Here is a 15,666-nt window from a genome sequence, read left to right as displayed (position 1 = left end):
GTTAACAGCCCCTATGAACTCTTTTGAAACCGTCTCTTAGGGTGATGTCATGTGTACTGCTATTCGGCGAGCCCACGCTTTCGGCCAGCGTGTATCGGAAATCGCGCAACGTCGCGCGAATTGCCCTGTCGATTTCTTCCTCCGATGCGCCGCGATAGCGGAAGCGTGCGAGGATGTTGCTAGAGCGGCGGGAACCGTTGAATAAGTGACGTCTCACCGGGAAGATAGCTTCGTAAAGCCCCGGGATAGCGTTCGGCAATTGTGCGTCGACGAATATCTTGCCGACGGGCTCTGGCAGCATCAAGAATCCACCGCGTGTGGGCGAGGTTGACGCGACTGACGCCGCCTGCGCCCGTGCGGCGAACCGCGCCTCGTCACCTGATTGGTGGGTGACCCAGAGGTCGAAGAGGTCGACGCCGTACAATTCATGGAAAAGAAAGGGGATTTCCCCGCTGCCGACACGGGCACCGACTTCCAGAAAATAGAATCCGTCGCAAGCTCCGATTATCTCGAGATGAAACGGTCCATTACTCAAGGCGAGCGCTTTCAGGCATGCCGTCGCAAATTCAAGCACAGCATCATTGAGCGGCCCCGGGTCGAGCATCACCGAGCCTAGGGGTTTTCCTTGTGCAAACTGAAGACGGGTGTTGATGTAGCGGGACGCGCGCGCAATTACCCATGTGTTGTCTCGCACGAAACCGTCAACGTGATAGACGGGCCCTTCGATGTACTCCTCGCACTCATACTCAACCAGCGGTAGTGTCGGCCACAACATATCCAAGCGCGTACGGGTGTCGATGAGCCGTACGTCTAGGCTTGCGGCTGCGGTACGTGGCTTTACAATGATCGGGAAGCGCATTACAGGGGACGAATTTGCTTTCGCAAAGGCCACATCTTCCAACGCTGCAACGCGTGGCACACGCAGGCCCGCGGCAGCAACGGTATGCTTCATAATGGCCTTGTCACGAAAGCGGACGACGGTATCGTGAAGGTCGCCAGGTATATTGAACGAATTGCGCAGTCGCGCGGCCTTCAGAAGGTCGAATTCGGACAATGCGATCAGCCTGTCGATGCCGCCGAGCGCCGCTTGACAGGAGGTCATCGCCTTATGCAGCGCGTCTTCATCGAGGATGTCGGATAGCTCTTCGACGTGCGCGGTTTGAGAGGTGTCGAGCGCAGCCGCGCCGTTCGGCGTGCAGATATAAGCGACGTTATTCGCCGCATGATCGATGTAGCGATGGTAAGCTGCAAAGCCGTCAGACCAGCGGTTAAGCACGACTATGCGGCTACGCGGGGCGGGGTTGTTGGTTGTCATGAAGGGCAAACCGTTCAGATATCTTTACAGGCCCGGCGGGATCCGAGCGTTCTCAGCGCTTCGGCAAGGCGCAAATCAAGGGTCGGGCGATCTGGCGCGATGAACAGCACATGGCCGACGCGGCCGCTCATCGCCACTCGCAGTGGCACTGTGCCGCCGATATGAGAATGGACCTCCACCTCCTGGAAACCTGGTATGGCGCGAACGCGTTCGACGGCGGCCGCGTCGCCTTCAGGTGTGAAGAACCGTATGCCGCTAACACACACGGCAGGTTTTGCATCGGCGTCGGGGGCTGGCTCGGGATCGCCGAGGTGGCTGCGTATCGCTATTTCCGGCAGAGAGATTGACCTGCTGAGTTCGATCAGCCGATAGATGCGATCACCTCCGAGGCAGGCCGCGATCTTGATCAGCACCGGACCGTCGCGTGTTATGCGCACTTTGGCGTGGAAAACACCGAGGGTCAGTCCAATCTGCGCCGCGGCGTGCTCGACGTAATTGACGAGCGCGGCTCCTTGGTCCGCGGTCAAAGAGGCTTCGACAAAGTGGCCCAATTTTGTGAAATTCTGCTCTGCGCCCGAGAGATTTTCGGTTACTGCGACGACGCGGGCTCCGTGCTGGCTGCTGACGTAGCCTTCGACGCAGTACTCTGGGCCTTCCAGATACTGTTCAAGGAGCAACACGTTGCCGGTCTTATGGTCGATATCGACAACGCCGTGATGCATTGCGCAATCGACCGCAAGTTGCAACTGGGAAAGAGAATTGACGTACGTCACATGCATGCCTCCGCCGCGGACAGGCTTGAGGACGGCTGGAAAACCTACTTGTAAAGCGGCTGTCATGACGTCGCGATGATGTGCGATGAAGGCGAACACAGGAACCGCCAGTGCGGCGGCGGCGAGATGCATGCGGCTGCAGTATTTATCGCGCGTGAGTGCTGCCGCTTCCGGCTGCAAATGTGGAAGACCGAGGAGCGCCGCTGATTCAGCTGCTACGCCTGTTGCGTATTCGCAACCGGGTACGATCGCATCGACGCCGATGGCGCATGCGGCGACCGCCACGGCGTTCGGCGAGGCAGTGTCTACCATCGTGTACGGCACCGTAGCGGCCTGCAGTTTGCGTGACAGGGGGGGCTCATCGCAGTTGGCCGAAAACACGTGGGTGGCCACGCCAAGGCGCACAGCTGAGGCGACAAGCGCGGTCCCGGACGAACGCGGCTCAATCACGATGATGGCGGTCATTTGAATGCTGCCTGTTCTGTGCCGGGTTCCGGCCGGGGTAGGGTCGCGACACGCAACTCTTCGAAATACTCGTGAATCATTCCGACAAAGTTGTTCAAATAGATCTCCGCTTTCCCCATTCCGCCCCAGCCGCCGATCGCGAGCTTCAGAGCGATCCATGTGGAGTCTTCCAGGCTGCGCGATTCGGCGTACTCAATGTGGCTGAGCGTACCTTTTACGTAGTCGTGCCCGAATGCGCGCGCGGCTGATTCCGCGATGACCTTGTTGTAGCGGCCCGAATACCATGCCTGCAACCAGCTCCAGAGCATCGTAGGGAGGGGGCCATCGCGGACGATGCTGAAGTAGAGATATCCGATTAGCTTGTCTGTACTATTGAATGGTCTAATGCTGTCCACGCTTGCTGCGGTCAGGCCGAACCGCTCGAGGTCATGCAGAAGATGGCATTCTTGCCCATATTCTTGTGCGAGGTGCTGCGCGAGCATCTGCGCGAGCGAGTTATCCTCGCGGCCGATTTTGTAAAGCGCGAACGCGCCTACTTCGTTGTTGAGCCGGATGCGTAACACGGTTTCGACGAGATGGCGGCGATAGTACTCACTGTCGATCCAGTCGCCGCGGTGGAACGCAACGGTTTCCGGCGAAATCGCGAGTATCTGGTCCATGGCGTGCTTGGCAAGCGCCTCGAAGCGAACCCGATCGTTGGGTGTATTCATGTGATCTCCAGATAAGATGAGAAGGAGCGAACGCGGCGCGCTGGGTTGCGGGTCGGCGGCGCATGAACCGGAGACACGAATTCTCGTCGCACGAAGCAATGGTGACTCCCTCGGATTGCGAAAGTCGCCACGCCTGGCCTCGAAGCTGCGCACCGGTCGTTGTGCGACGAGAAGGCGTTGAAGGCCGACCGCTCTCGGGTGGCCCCCAATTGGGTCGCTCTTTGCAGAGCGGTCTGCTTTGGCAAACGCCATCGCATCGAAATGATTTCTGTCAACCGACAACTGGCCCAATCGTCTCCTTAAACACAGCGAATACTTTTTGCAACACGTATCTAGGCATCATTCTCATTCGTTTTTTGCTCACCCATGCTCTCTACGTGGGCGACGGAAGGATACTAACCGCAGCGGTATGCGTGGTATAAGCTGATAATGTTTATGTTTGAATGAGGGAAATTGATGATTCGCGATCTAGACAGCACGCTACTGCGTACGTTCGTGACGGTAGTGGAAGCCGGCAGTGTGAGCAATGCTGCCATGGAGCTACATCGTACACAGGCTGCCGTCAGCATGGCCCTTCGGCGGCTCGAAGACGCAGTCGGCCAGCGCCTCCTTGAACGTTCCCCGCGCGGCGTGAAGCCGACCTCTGCGGGCAACGTTCTGTTGCCGTATGCACACAAGCTGCTCGAAATTGGCCTTGCGGCCCGTTCCGCCCTTACTTCGGGTGAAGTTGCGGGCACCGTGAAAATCGGAATTCCCGAGGACATCGCAATGAGTCACCTCCGCCATGCACTGCGGCAATTTTCGACATTGTTTCCTGATGTAGCCCTGGAGATCGTCGTTGATGCGAGTCCGGCCTTATCGCAGCGGCTCATGAGCAACACACTCGATTTCGCGATTGGTGATCCAGCTCTGATCCCCGCGGAACCGCTCGTCACCTGGCGACATCCCCTTCGCTGGGCGGTTGCGCGCACGCGCAACGATAATCTCGGAGACGGTCCGCTGCCGATTGTTGCATTCGGCGGTGTATGCCGGTGGCAGGAGAGCTATTTTGCCACGTTGCTTGAAGCAGGTATCGCTTGGCGCGTGGCCTGCAAAAGCACGAGCCTCTCTGCGGTTCAGTCAGCCGTTGAGGCTGGGCTCGGCGTTGCGCTGCTTCTGGACTGGCAGGTGCGCCGCGATACGATGCGTGCGATCGATCACCGTGCAGTGGGGTTGCCGCTGCCGCCGGTGGCGGAATTCGGTCTCTTTAGTCTTGGGCACTTAGAAGACCGCTCGTCTGCGGCCAACGCACTTCAGCGTTTTCTTTTCCGTTCGCTGCAACTGAGTACTCTTGGAGACAGTGCACACGACGGAGCGTCAGCAGGCTTGCCACTGCGTGCTTCAAACTGATGAGCCTCTGAGACAAACGCGTCGAAGGGCCGAACTTCGGCGCGCCAAATGGAGGTGCAGACGATAACGTCCTGTTTTTTGAATCCAGCATTAACGCAAAGTGACGCGTATTCTCTAATTCACGCGCAGTCCTGCTATTTCCTCACAAATCAAGTGCGCGACTCATACATTTAAACATAGACTGCCGCACAGATCTAAATTTGTCGCAAAACCTACGTTTTTTTTCGGTAGTATCCCATCTGCGCACAAAGATACCTCGTGTTCTTTGTCACATTTCTGACGCCGCGACTGCGATTGTGTCATCTCTGTCTGCTTTTGTCGGATTTCGTGCCCGTTGCGGCAAGAATTCACCGTGGCTTGCGCAAATGTAGCGCCGCCATTCATTGTGTTGGGACCCGGGTCCCGCGGCGCTAACGTGCAATTTCCGGAGTTCAGATTTATGTCGCATCTCGATGTCAATGAGAGTCATCTCAATTTTGATGTGGTCTACGAAGTAGTAAAGACGTTGACCTCGTCACGAGATACCGAAAGGACGTTGGAGAGATCTTTGCGTTACCTCTCATATGCGTGCGGATGGCGCTCCGCGTTTATTGCGGTCGCTGAGCCAGACGGCCATCTGGGCGGCCTGTGTGGCACGGGGTTGTCAGCGGGCTGGCGTGAACGTCTGCGTTTCCTGCCCAATGACGGGGTATTGGGGCGAATACACACCAACGACTCGGCCGTGGTGGTGGCGAGACTGCGTGATGAACCACTCTTCGTGGACAGCATCGAGATGTTTGACGGATTGGAAGGTGAGCATGTGGCACTGCTCGGGGCGCCGATCAGGTATGAAGGGCGTCCGCTCGGCGTACTTGTTGCGTTCTGCGAGAATACGGACGGACAGCGCGTCTTTGCTAGCGACCTCCAACTCATGAAGGTCGTCGCGGCGTCGATGGGCCAGGCACTTCTGCTTGATGGTGCGTCGGGGCAGATGCACCAAACCGCGCGACAGGAGATGAGACGAGCGGTCAATGCTGACCAGACTTCGTATCGTATCGACAATGTGCTCGGAGAATCTGCCGCTATGCAACGCGTCTTTTCGCAGGTTCATCAAGTAGCGCCTACGCGGACGACGGTGCTTTTGCGCGGCGAGAGCGGAACTGGAAAGGAGCTGATCGCGCGCGCGATTTATGGGTTATCGCCCCGCAAGGACCAGCCGTTCATCTCAGTGAACTGTGCGGCGCTCACTGAAACACTGCTAGAAAGCGAATTGTTCGGCCATGAGAAGGGAGCGTTTACCGGTGCGCAATATCAACGCAAAGGGCGTTTTGAACTGGCACACGGCGGGACACTTTTCCTCGACGAGATCGGCGACATTTCGCCTTCGTTCCAAGCCAAATTGTTGCGGGTTTTGCAGGAGCGAGAGTTCGAACGGGTGGGTGGCACCACCCTGGTAAGAGTCGACGCTAGGCTGATCGTCGCCACGAACCGCAACCTCGAACAAATGGTGAAGGCGGGGGAATTTCGTGCGGATCTCTACTACCGCATCAACGTCGTGAGTATCCTTTTGCCGCCGCTGCGCGAACGCCGTGAGGAAATTCCGGCAATGGCGCAGCACTTTCTGGACCGCTTTAACCGCGACAATCGTCGATCTTTGCATTTCAATGAACAAGCGTTTCGGGTTCTGTCCAGCTGCTACTGGCCTGGCAATGTGCGCGAGCTGGAAAATTGCGTTGAGCGTACCGCGACCATGGCGGATCACGACACGATAGATCGATTTTCCTTTCTGTGTGAGAGAGGCCGGTGCCTCACCAAAGAACTGCATTACATCGAACGAGAAGACGCTGTGCGTCCTGCCCGCACATTGGACGCTACAAACAGTGAAGTGCCGAATGCCCTGTCGAGCGTAAGTGCCGGTGATTGGAATGAGGGTAGCTTCGAGACGCGAAGCGGTAGCGACATGCCGGGGAGCGAGCGGGAACAGCTTGTGTGGGCAATGGAGCGCTGTGGATGGGTACAAGCGAAGGCCGCACGACTCCTACATATCACGCCGCGGCAGATCGGCTACGCACTGCGTAAACACGGGATCAAGCTGCGCCGCTTCTGACGGCCGCGGCGGTTGCGCGCATGCACTTGGAGAGACTGGGCGAGAAGACTACCGGCAGGCAGGCTCTTGCCTGTCGGATCACTGTAGTGATTGGTTGAACTTCTTCAACGCAGGTAACAAGAACGACAAATCTGGCTTCGGCATAGCGCCGCTATGACCGCTAACTTGGGCTGCGATGGTGGTACGCAATTTGCCTGCAGTCGTGGACTTCTATCGTCAGGACTCTACGATGTGGCTAAAGACGAGCGCTGTCGAGATCTTCAACGAACCGGGTTGCGCAAAGAACCTGGCGAAGAGCGAAAAGGAGCGCAAGCAAGGCTGTTCGAAGCAGGTTTCGCCGGGGGCGGCCGCCGGCGGATGCGCATTCGACGGCGCGCGGATCGCATTGCAGCCCGTGGTCGACGTTGCACACTTGGTGCACGGGCCTATTGCATGTGAAGGAAACTCTTGGGACAACCGCCATTCGGCATCGTCTGGGCCGACTCTCTACCGCACCGCGTTCACAACCGATATTAACGAACTCGATGTAATTTACGGTGGCGAGAGGCGGCTCTTCAGGAGTCTGCGTGAAATTTTCGAAAAGTACGATCCGCCCGCCGTGTTCGTCTATCAGACGTGCGTGACCGCATTGATCGGCGATGACATAGACGCCGTATGCAAGCACGCGTCGGAAAAGTTCGGTAAGCCCATCATACCGGTGAATGCGCCCGGTTTCGCAGGATCCAAAAACTTCGGCAACAAGCTCGCAGGGGAGACGATCCTCGATTACGTCATCGGCACGTGCGAGCCGGCGTACAAGACACCATTCGATATCAATCTTATCGGTGAATATAACCTCTCGGGCGAGTTGTGGCAGATAAAGCCGTTGTTCGAGGCGCTCGGCATCCGGATTCTGTCCTGCATCTCGGGAGACGGCCGCTACAGCGAGATCGCGAGCGCACACTGCGCGAAGGTCAACATGGTGGTGTGCTCCAAGTCCATGCTCAACGTTGCGACAAAAATGCAGAAGCGCTACGGTATTCCATACCTCGAGGGTTCATTCTATGGAATTGGCGACATGAGCGACGCGCTGCGCGGGGTCGCGAGGCTACTGGTGGAGCGGGGTGCGCCGGACGATCTTATCGTGCGCACCGAGCACCTTGTCAAGGCAGAAGAGGCGCGCGTATGGGGGCGCATTGCTCCGTACAGGCAGCGGCTCGATGGCAAACGTGTGCTGCTCATCACGGGGGGCGTGAAGTCATGGTCGGTGGTCGCGGCGCTGCAGGAGGCCGGGCTCGAGATCGTCGGCACGAGTGTGAAGAAAAGCACGGAGGGGGATAAGGAAAGAATCAAGGAGATCATGGGCGATGAGACGCGCATGGTCGACAATTTGACGGCGCGCGAGATGTACAACATGCTCCGGGATGCGAAGGCCGACATCATGCTGTCTGGCGGGCGCTCGCAGTTTGTCGCACTTAAGGCGCGCGTGCCGTGGCTCGACGTGAATCAGGAGCGACACCATCCATACGCTGGCTACGAGGGCATTGTTAAATTGGTGCAGGAGATCGACCGTGCAATCCAGAACCCAGTCTGGCAGCAGGTGCGTATTCCTGCGCCGTGGGACGACGAAGGGCTAGTGCATCGCGAGGGGATTCGTAAGTCTTCCGCGCACATCAATCCGATTCCGCGGGGCGCAGACGGTGAGGCCTACGATTGGAACTTCCGCGCGGCGGTATCGAGTTGAGTTTCAGAGTGGGGCACATATCATGGCGATAGTCGTCGAGTCTGGAAAAGCCTGTACCGTTAATCCCCTAAGAATGAGTCAACCGCTCGGCGCGACGTATGCAGCCATGGGTCTTGATGCATGCATGCCGGTAATGCACGGCTCGCAGGGCTGTACGTCCTTCGCGCTCGTACTACTGGTGCGCCATTTCAAAGAAGCCATTCCGCTGCAAACAACGGCGATGAGCGAGGTCACCACGATTCTCGGCGGATACGAGAACGTAGAGACAGCGCTGCTGAACATTCGCAAGCGCGCGGCGCCTAAGATCATTTTGCTCTGCACGACGGGCCTGACTGAGACGAACGGCGAAGATGTGGAGGGGCACCTTGCGATGGTGCGAAAACGCAAGCGCGAACTGGACGATACTGAACTCATCCTCGTATCGACACCGGATTATATTGGTGCCTTTGAGGACGGCTACAGGCGCGCTGTGACCGCGATCGTCGAGACACTGGTGAAGCCGTTGCCGACGGTGCCTCAGCAGATCAATCTGGTGCCGGGCAGTCATCTATCGCCTGGCGACATCGACGAGCTTCGCGAGATTATTTGCGCATTCGGACTGGAGCCGATTGTGCTTCCAGATGTTTCCGGCTCCCTCGACGGCCACCTTGATTCTGCGTGGCGTGGCACGACGCTGGGCGGAACGACGATTGATCAGATCCGTGCCGCGGGGGCTTCGTCGTTCACAATTGGCGTGGGTGAGCAAACGCGCGACGCCGCCAAGACGCTCGAAACAATTGCCGGCGTGCCGTTCGAGATCCTCGAGCGGCTTACGGGGCTGGAGCCGAACGACCGGTTCTTGCATCGCCTTGCACAACTTTCGGGGCGTGCAGTCCCGGCCCGGTATCGCCGGCAGCGCAGCCAGCTACTGGATGCGATGCTCGACAGCCATTTTTATACTGGCGGTCTCAAAGTGGCGATCGGTGCGGAGCCGGACCTGCTGCTTTCGATCGGTTCGCTGCTCCGTGAAATGGGTGCGGAACTATCTGTTTGCATTAGTACCACTGCTTCGGCATCGCATGCGCTGTTGCCGGCAAGCCAAGTCATATTGGGGGACCTGGAGGACATGGAACGAGGCGCGAATAATTGCGACCTGCTGATCACGCATTCGCACGGCAGGCAGATGGCCGGTCGCCTCGGAAAGCCGCTGATGCGCGCGGGCTTGCCGGTGTTTGACCGCGTCGGCAACGCCCATCGTTGCCAGATAGGTTATCGCGGCACAATGAATCTTATTTTCGAGATTTCCAATCTCATGGTCGAGAGGATCTCGCAATCTCATCCGGGCGACTGGAAACTGCCGCAATCATTGGGCGGTCTTGATGTTTCGGTTCCGGGTTAGGTTTAAGAGAAGGGTGTTACATGCCGTAACTTGAACTTTATGAGGAGACCAGCGCATGAAGATCGCATTTGCGACACAGGACAAAGTGCACGTCGACGCTCATTTTGGCTGGGCGAAAAGCATTGCGGTCTACGACGTGACGACGGAAGAGCATACACTTTTACAGATTTTTGATTTCGGCGACAAGCCGGTGCAGGACGGCGATGATGAGAAACTTGCGCCGAAGCTCGAAGTGATCCGCGACTGCGCGATCTTGTATGTCGCGGCCATAGGCGGTACTGCGGCTGCGCGCGTAGTAGCACTTAATGTCCATCCAGTGAAAGTGCCGCAGCCGTTGCCGATCGAAGAAATTCTAATCAAGCTGAGCAGGGTTCTGAAAGGCACACCGCCTCCGTGGTTGCGCAAGAAGCTCACCAGGGAACGTGGCAGATCGTACGATTTTGCAGGGGACGATGAGTTGCCAACTGGCCAAAACCGATCTTCGAGTATGGCGGTTCATGTTGCCAGTGACGCCTGTAGTGCGTCGTCCGATAAGGAGGGCATGATGAGTAACGATTCGCGGGAACTTAAGACGCGCCTGAAAAGACTCAACTCGTTGGCCACGCAGGCGAAGATGGATCTGCACGATCTGTCAGAAGAACTTCCAACGGGTTGGGAGCAGATAATGGTAGTCGCGCAACGCTGTCACGACGCGCATGCCGCGCTGATGCAGGCACGTCAGACCGCAGTTTCGGCTTCCGATTAAACTCCGGATCTCCAAATGAGCCATCTTTTTAGCGTGATACTCCCAAGCGGAGAGGTCTGGATACCTCGCTTTGTAGATTCACTCGATGAACAAAAATGCATCGGTTGCGGGCGATGTTTCCGGGTGTGTTCTCGCGGCGTACTTCAACTGTTAGGCATCGATGAAGCGGGGGATCATGTTCCACTGGATGATGACGATGAAGACGAGGACGAGCATGAAAAGAAAGTCATGACAATTGCGTATCGAGGTCTCTGCGTTGGCTGCACGGCATGTGCGAAGATATGCCCGAAAGGATGCTACACACATGCTGCGGCTCAAGTGTGAGCAAGCGAGGATTCCTATGGATTACTACGCGGGGTTAATGCGCTATGCGAGAAACCCGGACGACTTGACGGTGCTTGCGGTCGCCGGTGTGCTCGCAGCCCTGGTCGACGAAGGCGGTACGGAAAGATTGCCTATCCCCGGACTGGATGCCGAGGAGACACACTGGCTGCTTGCTCGCTGGTTCCCCGATGCTGAGAGTTCACTGGGCCTTTACTTTGGCGCGCCGGCTGCAGATTCACAACCAGGACCGTCTTATGACGACATCGATCTTGTAACGTTGTTAAAGACATACGCCAATCCGGTGGCAGGCACAACGACCGAGATCCATTGCATTTCTCACGCACTGGCCTGCGCTTGCGCAGGCAAAAAACATTTGTGGCAGGAGCTACGCCTTTCTTCGCGCGGCGAATTGTCGGCGCTTCTCGAGTACTGGTTTCCGGCGCTTGCTGAAAAGAACGTTCACGGCATGAAGTGGAAGAAGTTTCTCTACAAGGAACTTTGCAGGAGCGAGGCGTTGAACGTGTGCCGGGCCTCAAGCTGTGGGGAGTGTGCGGAATATTCTAGTTGCTTCGGGCCGGAATGATTTTGCGGATCAGTCGCGACTCGGATTGGTATAGATATATTTGATGCCTTCTTCTGACGGTTGCAGGATGAATCACGTAGTGTATGTGATGTGGTGCACAGTACGCCTAGTGATATGAATCCAAAACGATTAGGAATATTAACGTTAGTCGGTGGGGAACAGTTATGAAGAAGTTAAAGAGGGTGCTCTGTGGTGCTCTGATGGTCGCTGCGCTGGTGGCGGCGGCGGCGCTGGCTTCTGCTGCCTCGGAAAAGGAATGCGCGTGGCTAAACGCGGAGAGCCCTTTAGAGAGTTTTACCGTTTACTGGTGGCCCGGCGGGGGGTGCCCCTATGTGGTTCGTCAAGCGGTTGGGGCTGACTTGGGTTCGTAAAAGGTGCCGTCTCGCAGCATAGCGAACAGGACGTCGCAGCGGCGCCGTGCCAGTGCGATGAGCGCCTGGTTGTGCCGCTTGCCCTGCTGGACCTTGCGTGCGTAGTAAGCCCGTGCGACGGGGTCTCTCAAGGCGGCGAAGGCCGATAGAAACAATGCGCGTTTGAGCACCTTGTTGCCGCGTCTGGACGGATGCTCGCCACGGATGGATGAGCCTGAGCGCCGGGTAACTGGTGCGAGGCCAGCGTAGGCCGCCAGGTGACCTGCCGAAGCGAATGCTTTGTGCGCGACCTCGGTGAGGAGTCTGGCGGCGGTCCTGACGCCGACTCCCGGCATGCTGGTCAGGACCGGCCAAAGAGGGTGAGCAAGCACTAGTCCATTGCGTCATTAAAAAAGCACCTGAACTGGTATTCAATGAAACACATGGAAAAGATGAACTTGACGACGCTTGAGCGCAAACAATTGCTGTCGGCGGCTCGTAGCCAAACGGTGCGCGCAGCGGACACGCGGCGCGCCCGGTTGATCCTGATGCTTGACGACGGCGAAACACGTGAGGCGATCATGCAGCGGCTGCGCTGTGACTCCCGCTTCATTAGCCGTTGGTCGAGCCGGTTTCTGGCCGAGCGGCTGGCAGGCCTGTACGCGCGCCATCCGGGACGAGTTCCGGTGCATCCGCCTGAAAAGCTGGAGGCGCGGGTTCTGAATCTCACGCTCAAGCAGCGGCCCCCGGACGGCTCGACGCATTGGAGCAGCTATAAGCTTGCCGCGGCTTTGGGCGATGTGGGCGCTTCCACGGTCCAGCGCATCTGGCGCAAGCACGGCGTACGCCCCCATCGGCTCGATACGCACATGGTCTCAAATGATCCTGACTTCGAGACCAAGGCGGCAGACGTGATCGGTCTGTATCTGAACCCGCCCGCACACGCGGTGGTGTTCTGCGTAGACGAGAAGACGGCAATTCTGGCTCTGGACCGTAAAGACCGGATGCTGCCGCTGTCGCCCGGGCGCGCCGAGAGCCACGGCTTCGAATACAAGCGCAACGGCACGCTGAGCCTGTTCGCCGCGCTCAACACGACAACCGGGGAAGTCATCGGCAGGACGGCGCCGCGCCATACCAGCGAGCAGTTCGTGGCCTTCCTCACCGACGTTATCGCCAGCCAGCGGCCCAAACAAGAGATCCATGTGATCTGCGACAACGTCAGCAGCCACAAGACCCCGCGCGTGCAAGAGTTCCTGCGGCAACACCGAAACGTGCGGTTGCATTACACGCCGACCTATACCTCCTGGCTGAATCAGGTCGAGAACTGGTTCTCGCGCATTCAGCGCGACGTGATCGCGCGAGGCATCTTCACCACAGTAAAGGATTTGGAGCGCAAGCTGATGCGCTATATCCGCGAGCACAGTGCGACACGTGTCGCCGTCAGCCGCGCGTCAAGCGGCATGCAGTAGGCGGTAAAGCTCGTCTCTGTCTTGTCACGCTTCACAAAATACCGTGTTGCCGTGACCTGCTGTACGGCCAGCAGTTGCCTACTTGGACAGGCGCGGCGGGTAACTGCCGGGTCTGAAGCTCCAAGGACAATGTACTCGTCGAAAGACACCACGCTCGGCGACGATATGTGGTGACGCTGCGAGCCGTAATGCGGCGTCGAGGCTAGGCAATTTCCGCATGCGCAACGAATGTGAATCGTCGATAAACCTCGTAACGGATGATGGGCCGAAGCGGCTAATGGGCCCAAACCAAAAGGTATGCAGCCGGTTGCTCCTCTTTTGCTTGGGGGTACGCCGTCATAATGCTGCCGGGGAATAGACGGGCGCTAAACGGATAGGCCCGGTGGCATTCGGGTCGGCAGAAACGGGAACGTGGTAAACCCGATCCTCCGCCACGATTTCGGATTATTGAAATCGTGGCAGGTACGCCGTAAGAGCAAGCTGTTGGGGGAGCGGGCATGAGAACGCGGAAAAAGCGAACGGCGTGCGGTAATAGCTCGCATAGGGGTTCGAGATTTGCCCTAACCCGAAAGGGTGCAGACTTCCGCGTGGTGCAGTTGTCGCGAGTCCACGTTTTAGATTCATCGAGGGGAAGCTTGTGAGAGACCCGGTATCACTACGGTTCAGCACCCTTCGTCTCAGCGATGAGGCGAGTCAACAATGTGACGCTTGCGAAGGGCTCGTGCAGTTGGCGAGACCGGCGTTAATGCGACGCTTAATGCTGTGCTCGAGCCGTATGCGGGGAAAGCTCGCACGTACGGTTCTTCGGGGGCCGCGTTTCCGAGAGGGAATGCGGCTACCCACTACAAGAATCCCCGGCCGATTAAATGGAAATACGACGATCCATCTCGGCGAATTAGACCAGTGCCATTTCAATGACGCAGTCGACTAGCCGCTCAACTTCGGCGGCGATTTCGTCGCGCTGTTTGCGCAAGGAGGCGAGCTGCTGGGCTAGACGGGGCATGACGATGGTGGCGGCCTGCGTGCCGGGCACGATCACGGCCTGTTCACCCAGCGCCTGAACGACTTCGGCGGCCAATCCCTTGCCCATGCGTGGCGCGAGCTTGGTTAGTCGGTTGGCAAGCGTCTTCTCGCTGGTTGCAGCAAGCGCCGCTGGAGACGGGTAGCGCTCGAGTAGATCAAGCACGGCTGGATGTTCGAGGCGCGGTCCGAGAACGCATCTCGTTATACAGAAGTGGCGCAGTAGCAGCCGTTTGTCCGAAAGCGCATTGAGCGATGCACCTGCGTGATGGGTGTTAACGGGCGGATTTTCGCGTTTCGCAATTTACTCTCGACTTTTCGAATGCAGATTCGTAATGAGCCGGGAGCGTGGGTGGACGAGGAATTTGAAACACTGGATCTGGGTGACCCGAGGCGGACTGGCGACAGCCGGTCGATGCGGCCAGACCCTGCAGCGCTTCGTGAACGTATGTGACAACGCACGCGTAGCACAATGCACGCGCGTAAACTGCCTGCATGGCATCCAGCGACGCTACGCTTCCGGACGACATCGAGGCCGTGAAGGCTCTCGTGCTTGCACGTGAGGCGGCGTTACGTGAGCGCGAAGGTGATCTGCGGATCTGCGCGATACTGTGACGACGCTCCAGAAGTCGCTCTCGGACCGGGCGCTTGAAATCGAGCACCTGAAGCTGTGGATCGCGAAGCTTCAGCGCATGCAATTCGGGCGCAAGTCAATGTAGCTTGCCCGGCCGGATTGAGCAGGGGACGAGGATTCGTCGCCGGATTGCCGGCCTGATGTATTGGAGGGACTTCACGCGAGGTAGGCGGCTGGCCTGCCGGTAGGGCTTATCGGCGCCCGGACTGCGCGAGAAGGGCTTCCACCACGTTGAAGCCGACGCAGTCGGCCGGGTCCAGCCGGCGCAGCTTGGCAAGGAGCTTTAGGGCAACCGCGCGTTCGCGGCGGCGAACGCTGATAAAGGCCAGCGCCTTCAGCGTGAAGAGCCAAAAGCGTGCCGGTCCAGGAATCGTGAAATCTGTGTCGCCTGGCTGTACCGCACACCAGTCAATGTCAATTGACGCTTCCCGCGCTGCAGCTGTCAAAGCCTTGGTTGCAACTTCCTTCGCCTCGCCAAGCTCGCCCCGGTTCGCGTGAAACTTGTATAGCAGATAGTAGGGTGGCAGGCAGCGCGGGTGACAAATAACGGCGGTCCACAGTGCAGCGGTAACATCGTCACAGCGGCCGCCACGTGTGTCCTCGATTAGGTGCAATACGGAAGGAGGCACGGCGCCGCCAAACAGATCTGTCGACTCAATGCCAGTAAGGAGATTCATTGACTTGCTCCGAAACGATAAGGCT

The 15,666-nt window shown here is 58.0% G+C and carries 12 protein-coding genes and 4 pseudogenes; 10 read left to right on the top strand and 6 right to left on the bottom strand.

All coding sequences use genetic code 11. The features are described from left to right. Nucleotide 1: 1 nt before the first annotated feature. Genes M3I53_RS15840 through M3I53_RS15830 form a run of 3 tightly spaced genes read right to left on the bottom strand, consistent with a single transcriptional unit; the run spans nucleotide 2 to nucleotide 3,263 of the window. Entirely contained in the window at nucleotides 2-1,315 is a 1,314-nt protein-coding gene (locus M3I53_RS15840) for an acetyl-CoA carboxylase biotin carboxylase subunit family protein (RefSeq protein WP_254316858.1), read from the bottom strand. Between the two features lie 14 nt (nucleotides 1,316-1,329). Then, the gene (locus tag M3I53_RS15835; RefSeq protein WP_254316857.1) at nucleotides 1,330-2,553 is read right to left on the bottom strand and encodes an ATP-grasp domain-containing protein; all 1,224 of its coding nucleotides are present in this window, start codon (nucleotides 2,551-2,553) and stop codon (nucleotides 1,330-1,332) included. After that, entirely contained in the window at nucleotides 2,550-3,263 is a 714-nt protein-coding gene (locus M3I53_RS15830; protein WP_133189674.1) for a hypothetical protein, read from the bottom strand. Before M3I53_RS15830 ends, M3I53_RS15835 begins: the two co-directional genes overlap by 4 nt. A 456-nt stretch (nucleotides 3,264-3,719) precedes the next feature. Between M3I53_RS15830 and M3I53_RS15825 the strand changes: the two genes are divergently transcribed. The 8 genes and pseudogenes from M3I53_RS15825 to M3I53_RS15790 all read left to right on the top strand — a co-directional run bounded on the left by M3I53_RS15825 (nucleotide 3,720) and on the right by M3I53_RS15790 (nucleotide 11,491). After that, nucleotides 3,720-4,652 (top strand): LysR family transcriptional regulator, encoded by a 933-nt coding sequence (locus M3I53_RS15825; RefSeq protein WP_254316856.1) that lies wholly within the window; start codon nucleotides 3,720-3,722, stop codon nucleotides 4,650-4,652. A 439-nt stretch (nucleotides 4,653-5,091) separates the two neighbouring features. Beyond that, nucleotides 5,092-6,738, top strand: a complete 1,647-nt coding sequence (gene nifA, locus M3I53_RS15820; protein WP_254316855.1) for a nif-specific transcriptional activator NifA — start codon at nucleotides 5,092-5,094, stop codon at nucleotides 6,736-6,738. Nucleotides 6,739-6,967: 229 nt separating this feature from the next. Further along, nucleotides 6,968-8,461, top strand: a complete 1,494-nt coding sequence (gene nifE / locus M3I53_RS15815; protein WP_133189668.1) for a nitrogenase iron-molybdenum cofactor biosynthesis protein NifE — start codon at nucleotides 6,968-6,970, stop codon at nucleotides 8,459-8,461. 22 nt (nucleotides 8,462-8,483) lie between these two features. Further along, on the top strand, nucleotides 8,484-9,839 hold the full coding sequence (gene nifN / locus M3I53_RS15810) for a nitrogenase iron-molybdenum cofactor biosynthesis protein NifN (protein WP_133189666.1): 1,356 nt from the start codon (nucleotides 8,484-8,486) through the stop codon (nucleotides 9,837-9,839). Nucleotides 9,840-9,894: 55 nt separating this feature from the next. Then, nucleotides 9,895-10,308: pseudogene (nifX, locus tag M3I53_RS15805) on the top strand (nitrogen fixation protein NifX); the annotation flags it as partial. A gap of 75 nt (nucleotides 10,309-10,383) precedes the next feature. Continuing rightward, nucleotides 10,384-10,584, top strand: coding sequence for a CCE_0567 family metalloprotein (locus M3I53_RS15800; RefSeq protein WP_246089400.1), 201 nt, complete (start codon nucleotides 10,384-10,386; stop codon nucleotides 10,582-10,584). 15 nt (nucleotides 10,585-10,599) lie between these two features. Next, nucleotides 10,600-10,908, top strand: coding sequence for a ferredoxin III, nif-specific (gene fdxB, locus M3I53_RS15795; RefSeq protein ID WP_133189662.1), 309 nt, complete (start codon nucleotides 10,600-10,602; stop codon nucleotides 10,906-10,908). Nucleotides 10,909-10,924: 16 nt separating this feature from the next. Further along, the gene (locus M3I53_RS15790; RefSeq protein ID WP_254316854.1) at nucleotides 10,925-11,491 is read left to right on the top strand and encodes a nitrogen fixation protein NifQ; all 567 of its coding nucleotides are present in this window, start codon (nucleotides 10,925-10,927) and stop codon (nucleotides 11,489-11,491) included. Nucleotides 11,492-11,831: 340 nt separating this feature from the next. On the opposite strand, the pseudogene M3I53_RS15785 reads toward M3I53_RS15790, so the two are convergent. Then, nucleotides 11,832-12,236 (bottom strand): annotated as a pseudogene (locus M3I53_RS15785) (transposase); the annotation flags it as partial. A gap of 39 nt (nucleotides 12,237-12,275) precedes the next feature. Between M3I53_RS15785 and M3I53_RS15780 the strand changes: the two are divergent. Further along, entirely contained in the window at nucleotides 12,276-13,310 is a 1,035-nt protein-coding gene (locus M3I53_RS15780) for an IS630 family transposase (protein WP_254316853.1), read from the top strand. A 925-nt stretch (nucleotides 13,311-14,235) separates the two neighbouring features. Here M3I53_RS15780 and M3I53_RS15775 read toward each other — a convergent pair. Continuing rightward, nucleotides 14,236-14,526 (bottom strand): annotated as a pseudogene (locus M3I53_RS15775) (IS110 family transposase); the annotation flags it as partial. A gap of 299 nt (nucleotides 14,527-14,825) precedes the next feature. Between M3I53_RS15775 and M3I53_RS15770 the strand changes: the two are divergent. Further along, nucleotides 14,826-15,043 (top strand): annotated as a pseudogene (locus M3I53_RS15770) (IS66 family transposase); the annotation flags it as partial. Nucleotides 15,044-15,155: 112 nt separating this feature from the next. On the opposite strand, the gene M3I53_RS15765 reads toward M3I53_RS15770, so the two are convergent. Continuing rightward, entirely contained in the window at nucleotides 15,156-15,641 is a 486-nt protein-coding gene (locus tag M3I53_RS15765) for a hypothetical protein (protein ID WP_254316852.1), read from the bottom strand. Nucleotides 15,642-15,666 lie beyond the last annotated feature (25 nt).

Source organism: Paraburkholderia sp. CNPSo 3272, from assembly GCF_024206495.1.
Classification (GTDB): Bacteria; Pseudomonadota; Gammaproteobacteria; order Burkholderiales; family Burkholderiaceae; genus Paraburkholderia.
Note: the sequence above shows the minus strand (reverse complement) of the source record. Positions and strands in the feature narration are given on the sequence as shown.

What these genes read in the sequence shown, in the direction of transcription:
- M3I53_RS15840 (WP_254316858.1), bottom strand. Translation starts at nt 1,315, where the DNA reads ATGACAACCAACAACCCCGCCCCGCGTAGCCGCATAGTCGTGCTTAAC.
- M3I53_RS15835 (WP_254316857.1), bottom strand. Translation starts at nt 2,553, where the DNA reads ATGACCGCCATCATCGTGATTGAGCCGCGTTCGTCCGGGACCGCGCTT.
- M3I53_RS15830 (WP_133189674.1), bottom strand. Translation starts at nt 3,263, where the DNA reads ATGAATACACCCAACGATCGGGTTCGCTTCGAGGCGCTTGCCAAGCAC.
- M3I53_RS15825 (WP_254316856.1), top strand. Translation starts at nt 3,720, where the DNA reads ATGATTCGCGATCTAGACAGCACGCTACTGCGTACGTTCGTGACGGTA.
- nifA (WP_254316855.1), top strand. Translation starts at nt 5,092, where the DNA reads ATGTCGCATCTCGATGTCAATGAGAGTCATCTCAATTTTGATGTGGTC.
- nifE (WP_133189668.1), top strand. Translation starts at nt 6,968, where the DNA reads ATGTGGCTAAAGACGAGCGCTGTCGAGATCTTCAACGAACCGGGTTGC.
- nifN (WP_133189666.1), top strand. Translation starts at nt 8,484, where the DNA reads ATGGCGATAGTCGTCGAGTCTGGAAAAGCCTGTACCGTTAATCCCCTA.
- M3I53_RS15800 (WP_246089400.1), top strand. Translation starts at nt 10,384, where the DNA reads ATGAGTAACGATTCGCGGGAACTTAAGACGCGCCTGAAAAGACTCAAC.
- fdxB (WP_133189662.1), top strand. Translation starts at nt 10,600, where the DNA reads ATGAGCCATCTTTTTAGCGTGATACTCCCAAGCGGAGAGGTCTGGATA.
- M3I53_RS15790 (WP_254316854.1), top strand. Translation starts at nt 10,925, where the DNA reads ATGGATTACTACGCGGGGTTAATGCGCTATGCGAGAAACCCGGACGAC.
- M3I53_RS15780 (WP_254316853.1), top strand. Translation starts at nt 12,276, where the DNA reads ATGAAACACATGGAAAAGATGAACTTGACGACGCTTGAGCGCAAACAA.
- M3I53_RS15765 (WP_254316852.1), bottom strand. Translation starts at nt 15,641, where the DNA reads ATGAATCTCCTTACTGGCATTGAGTCGACAGATCTGTTTGGCGGCGCC.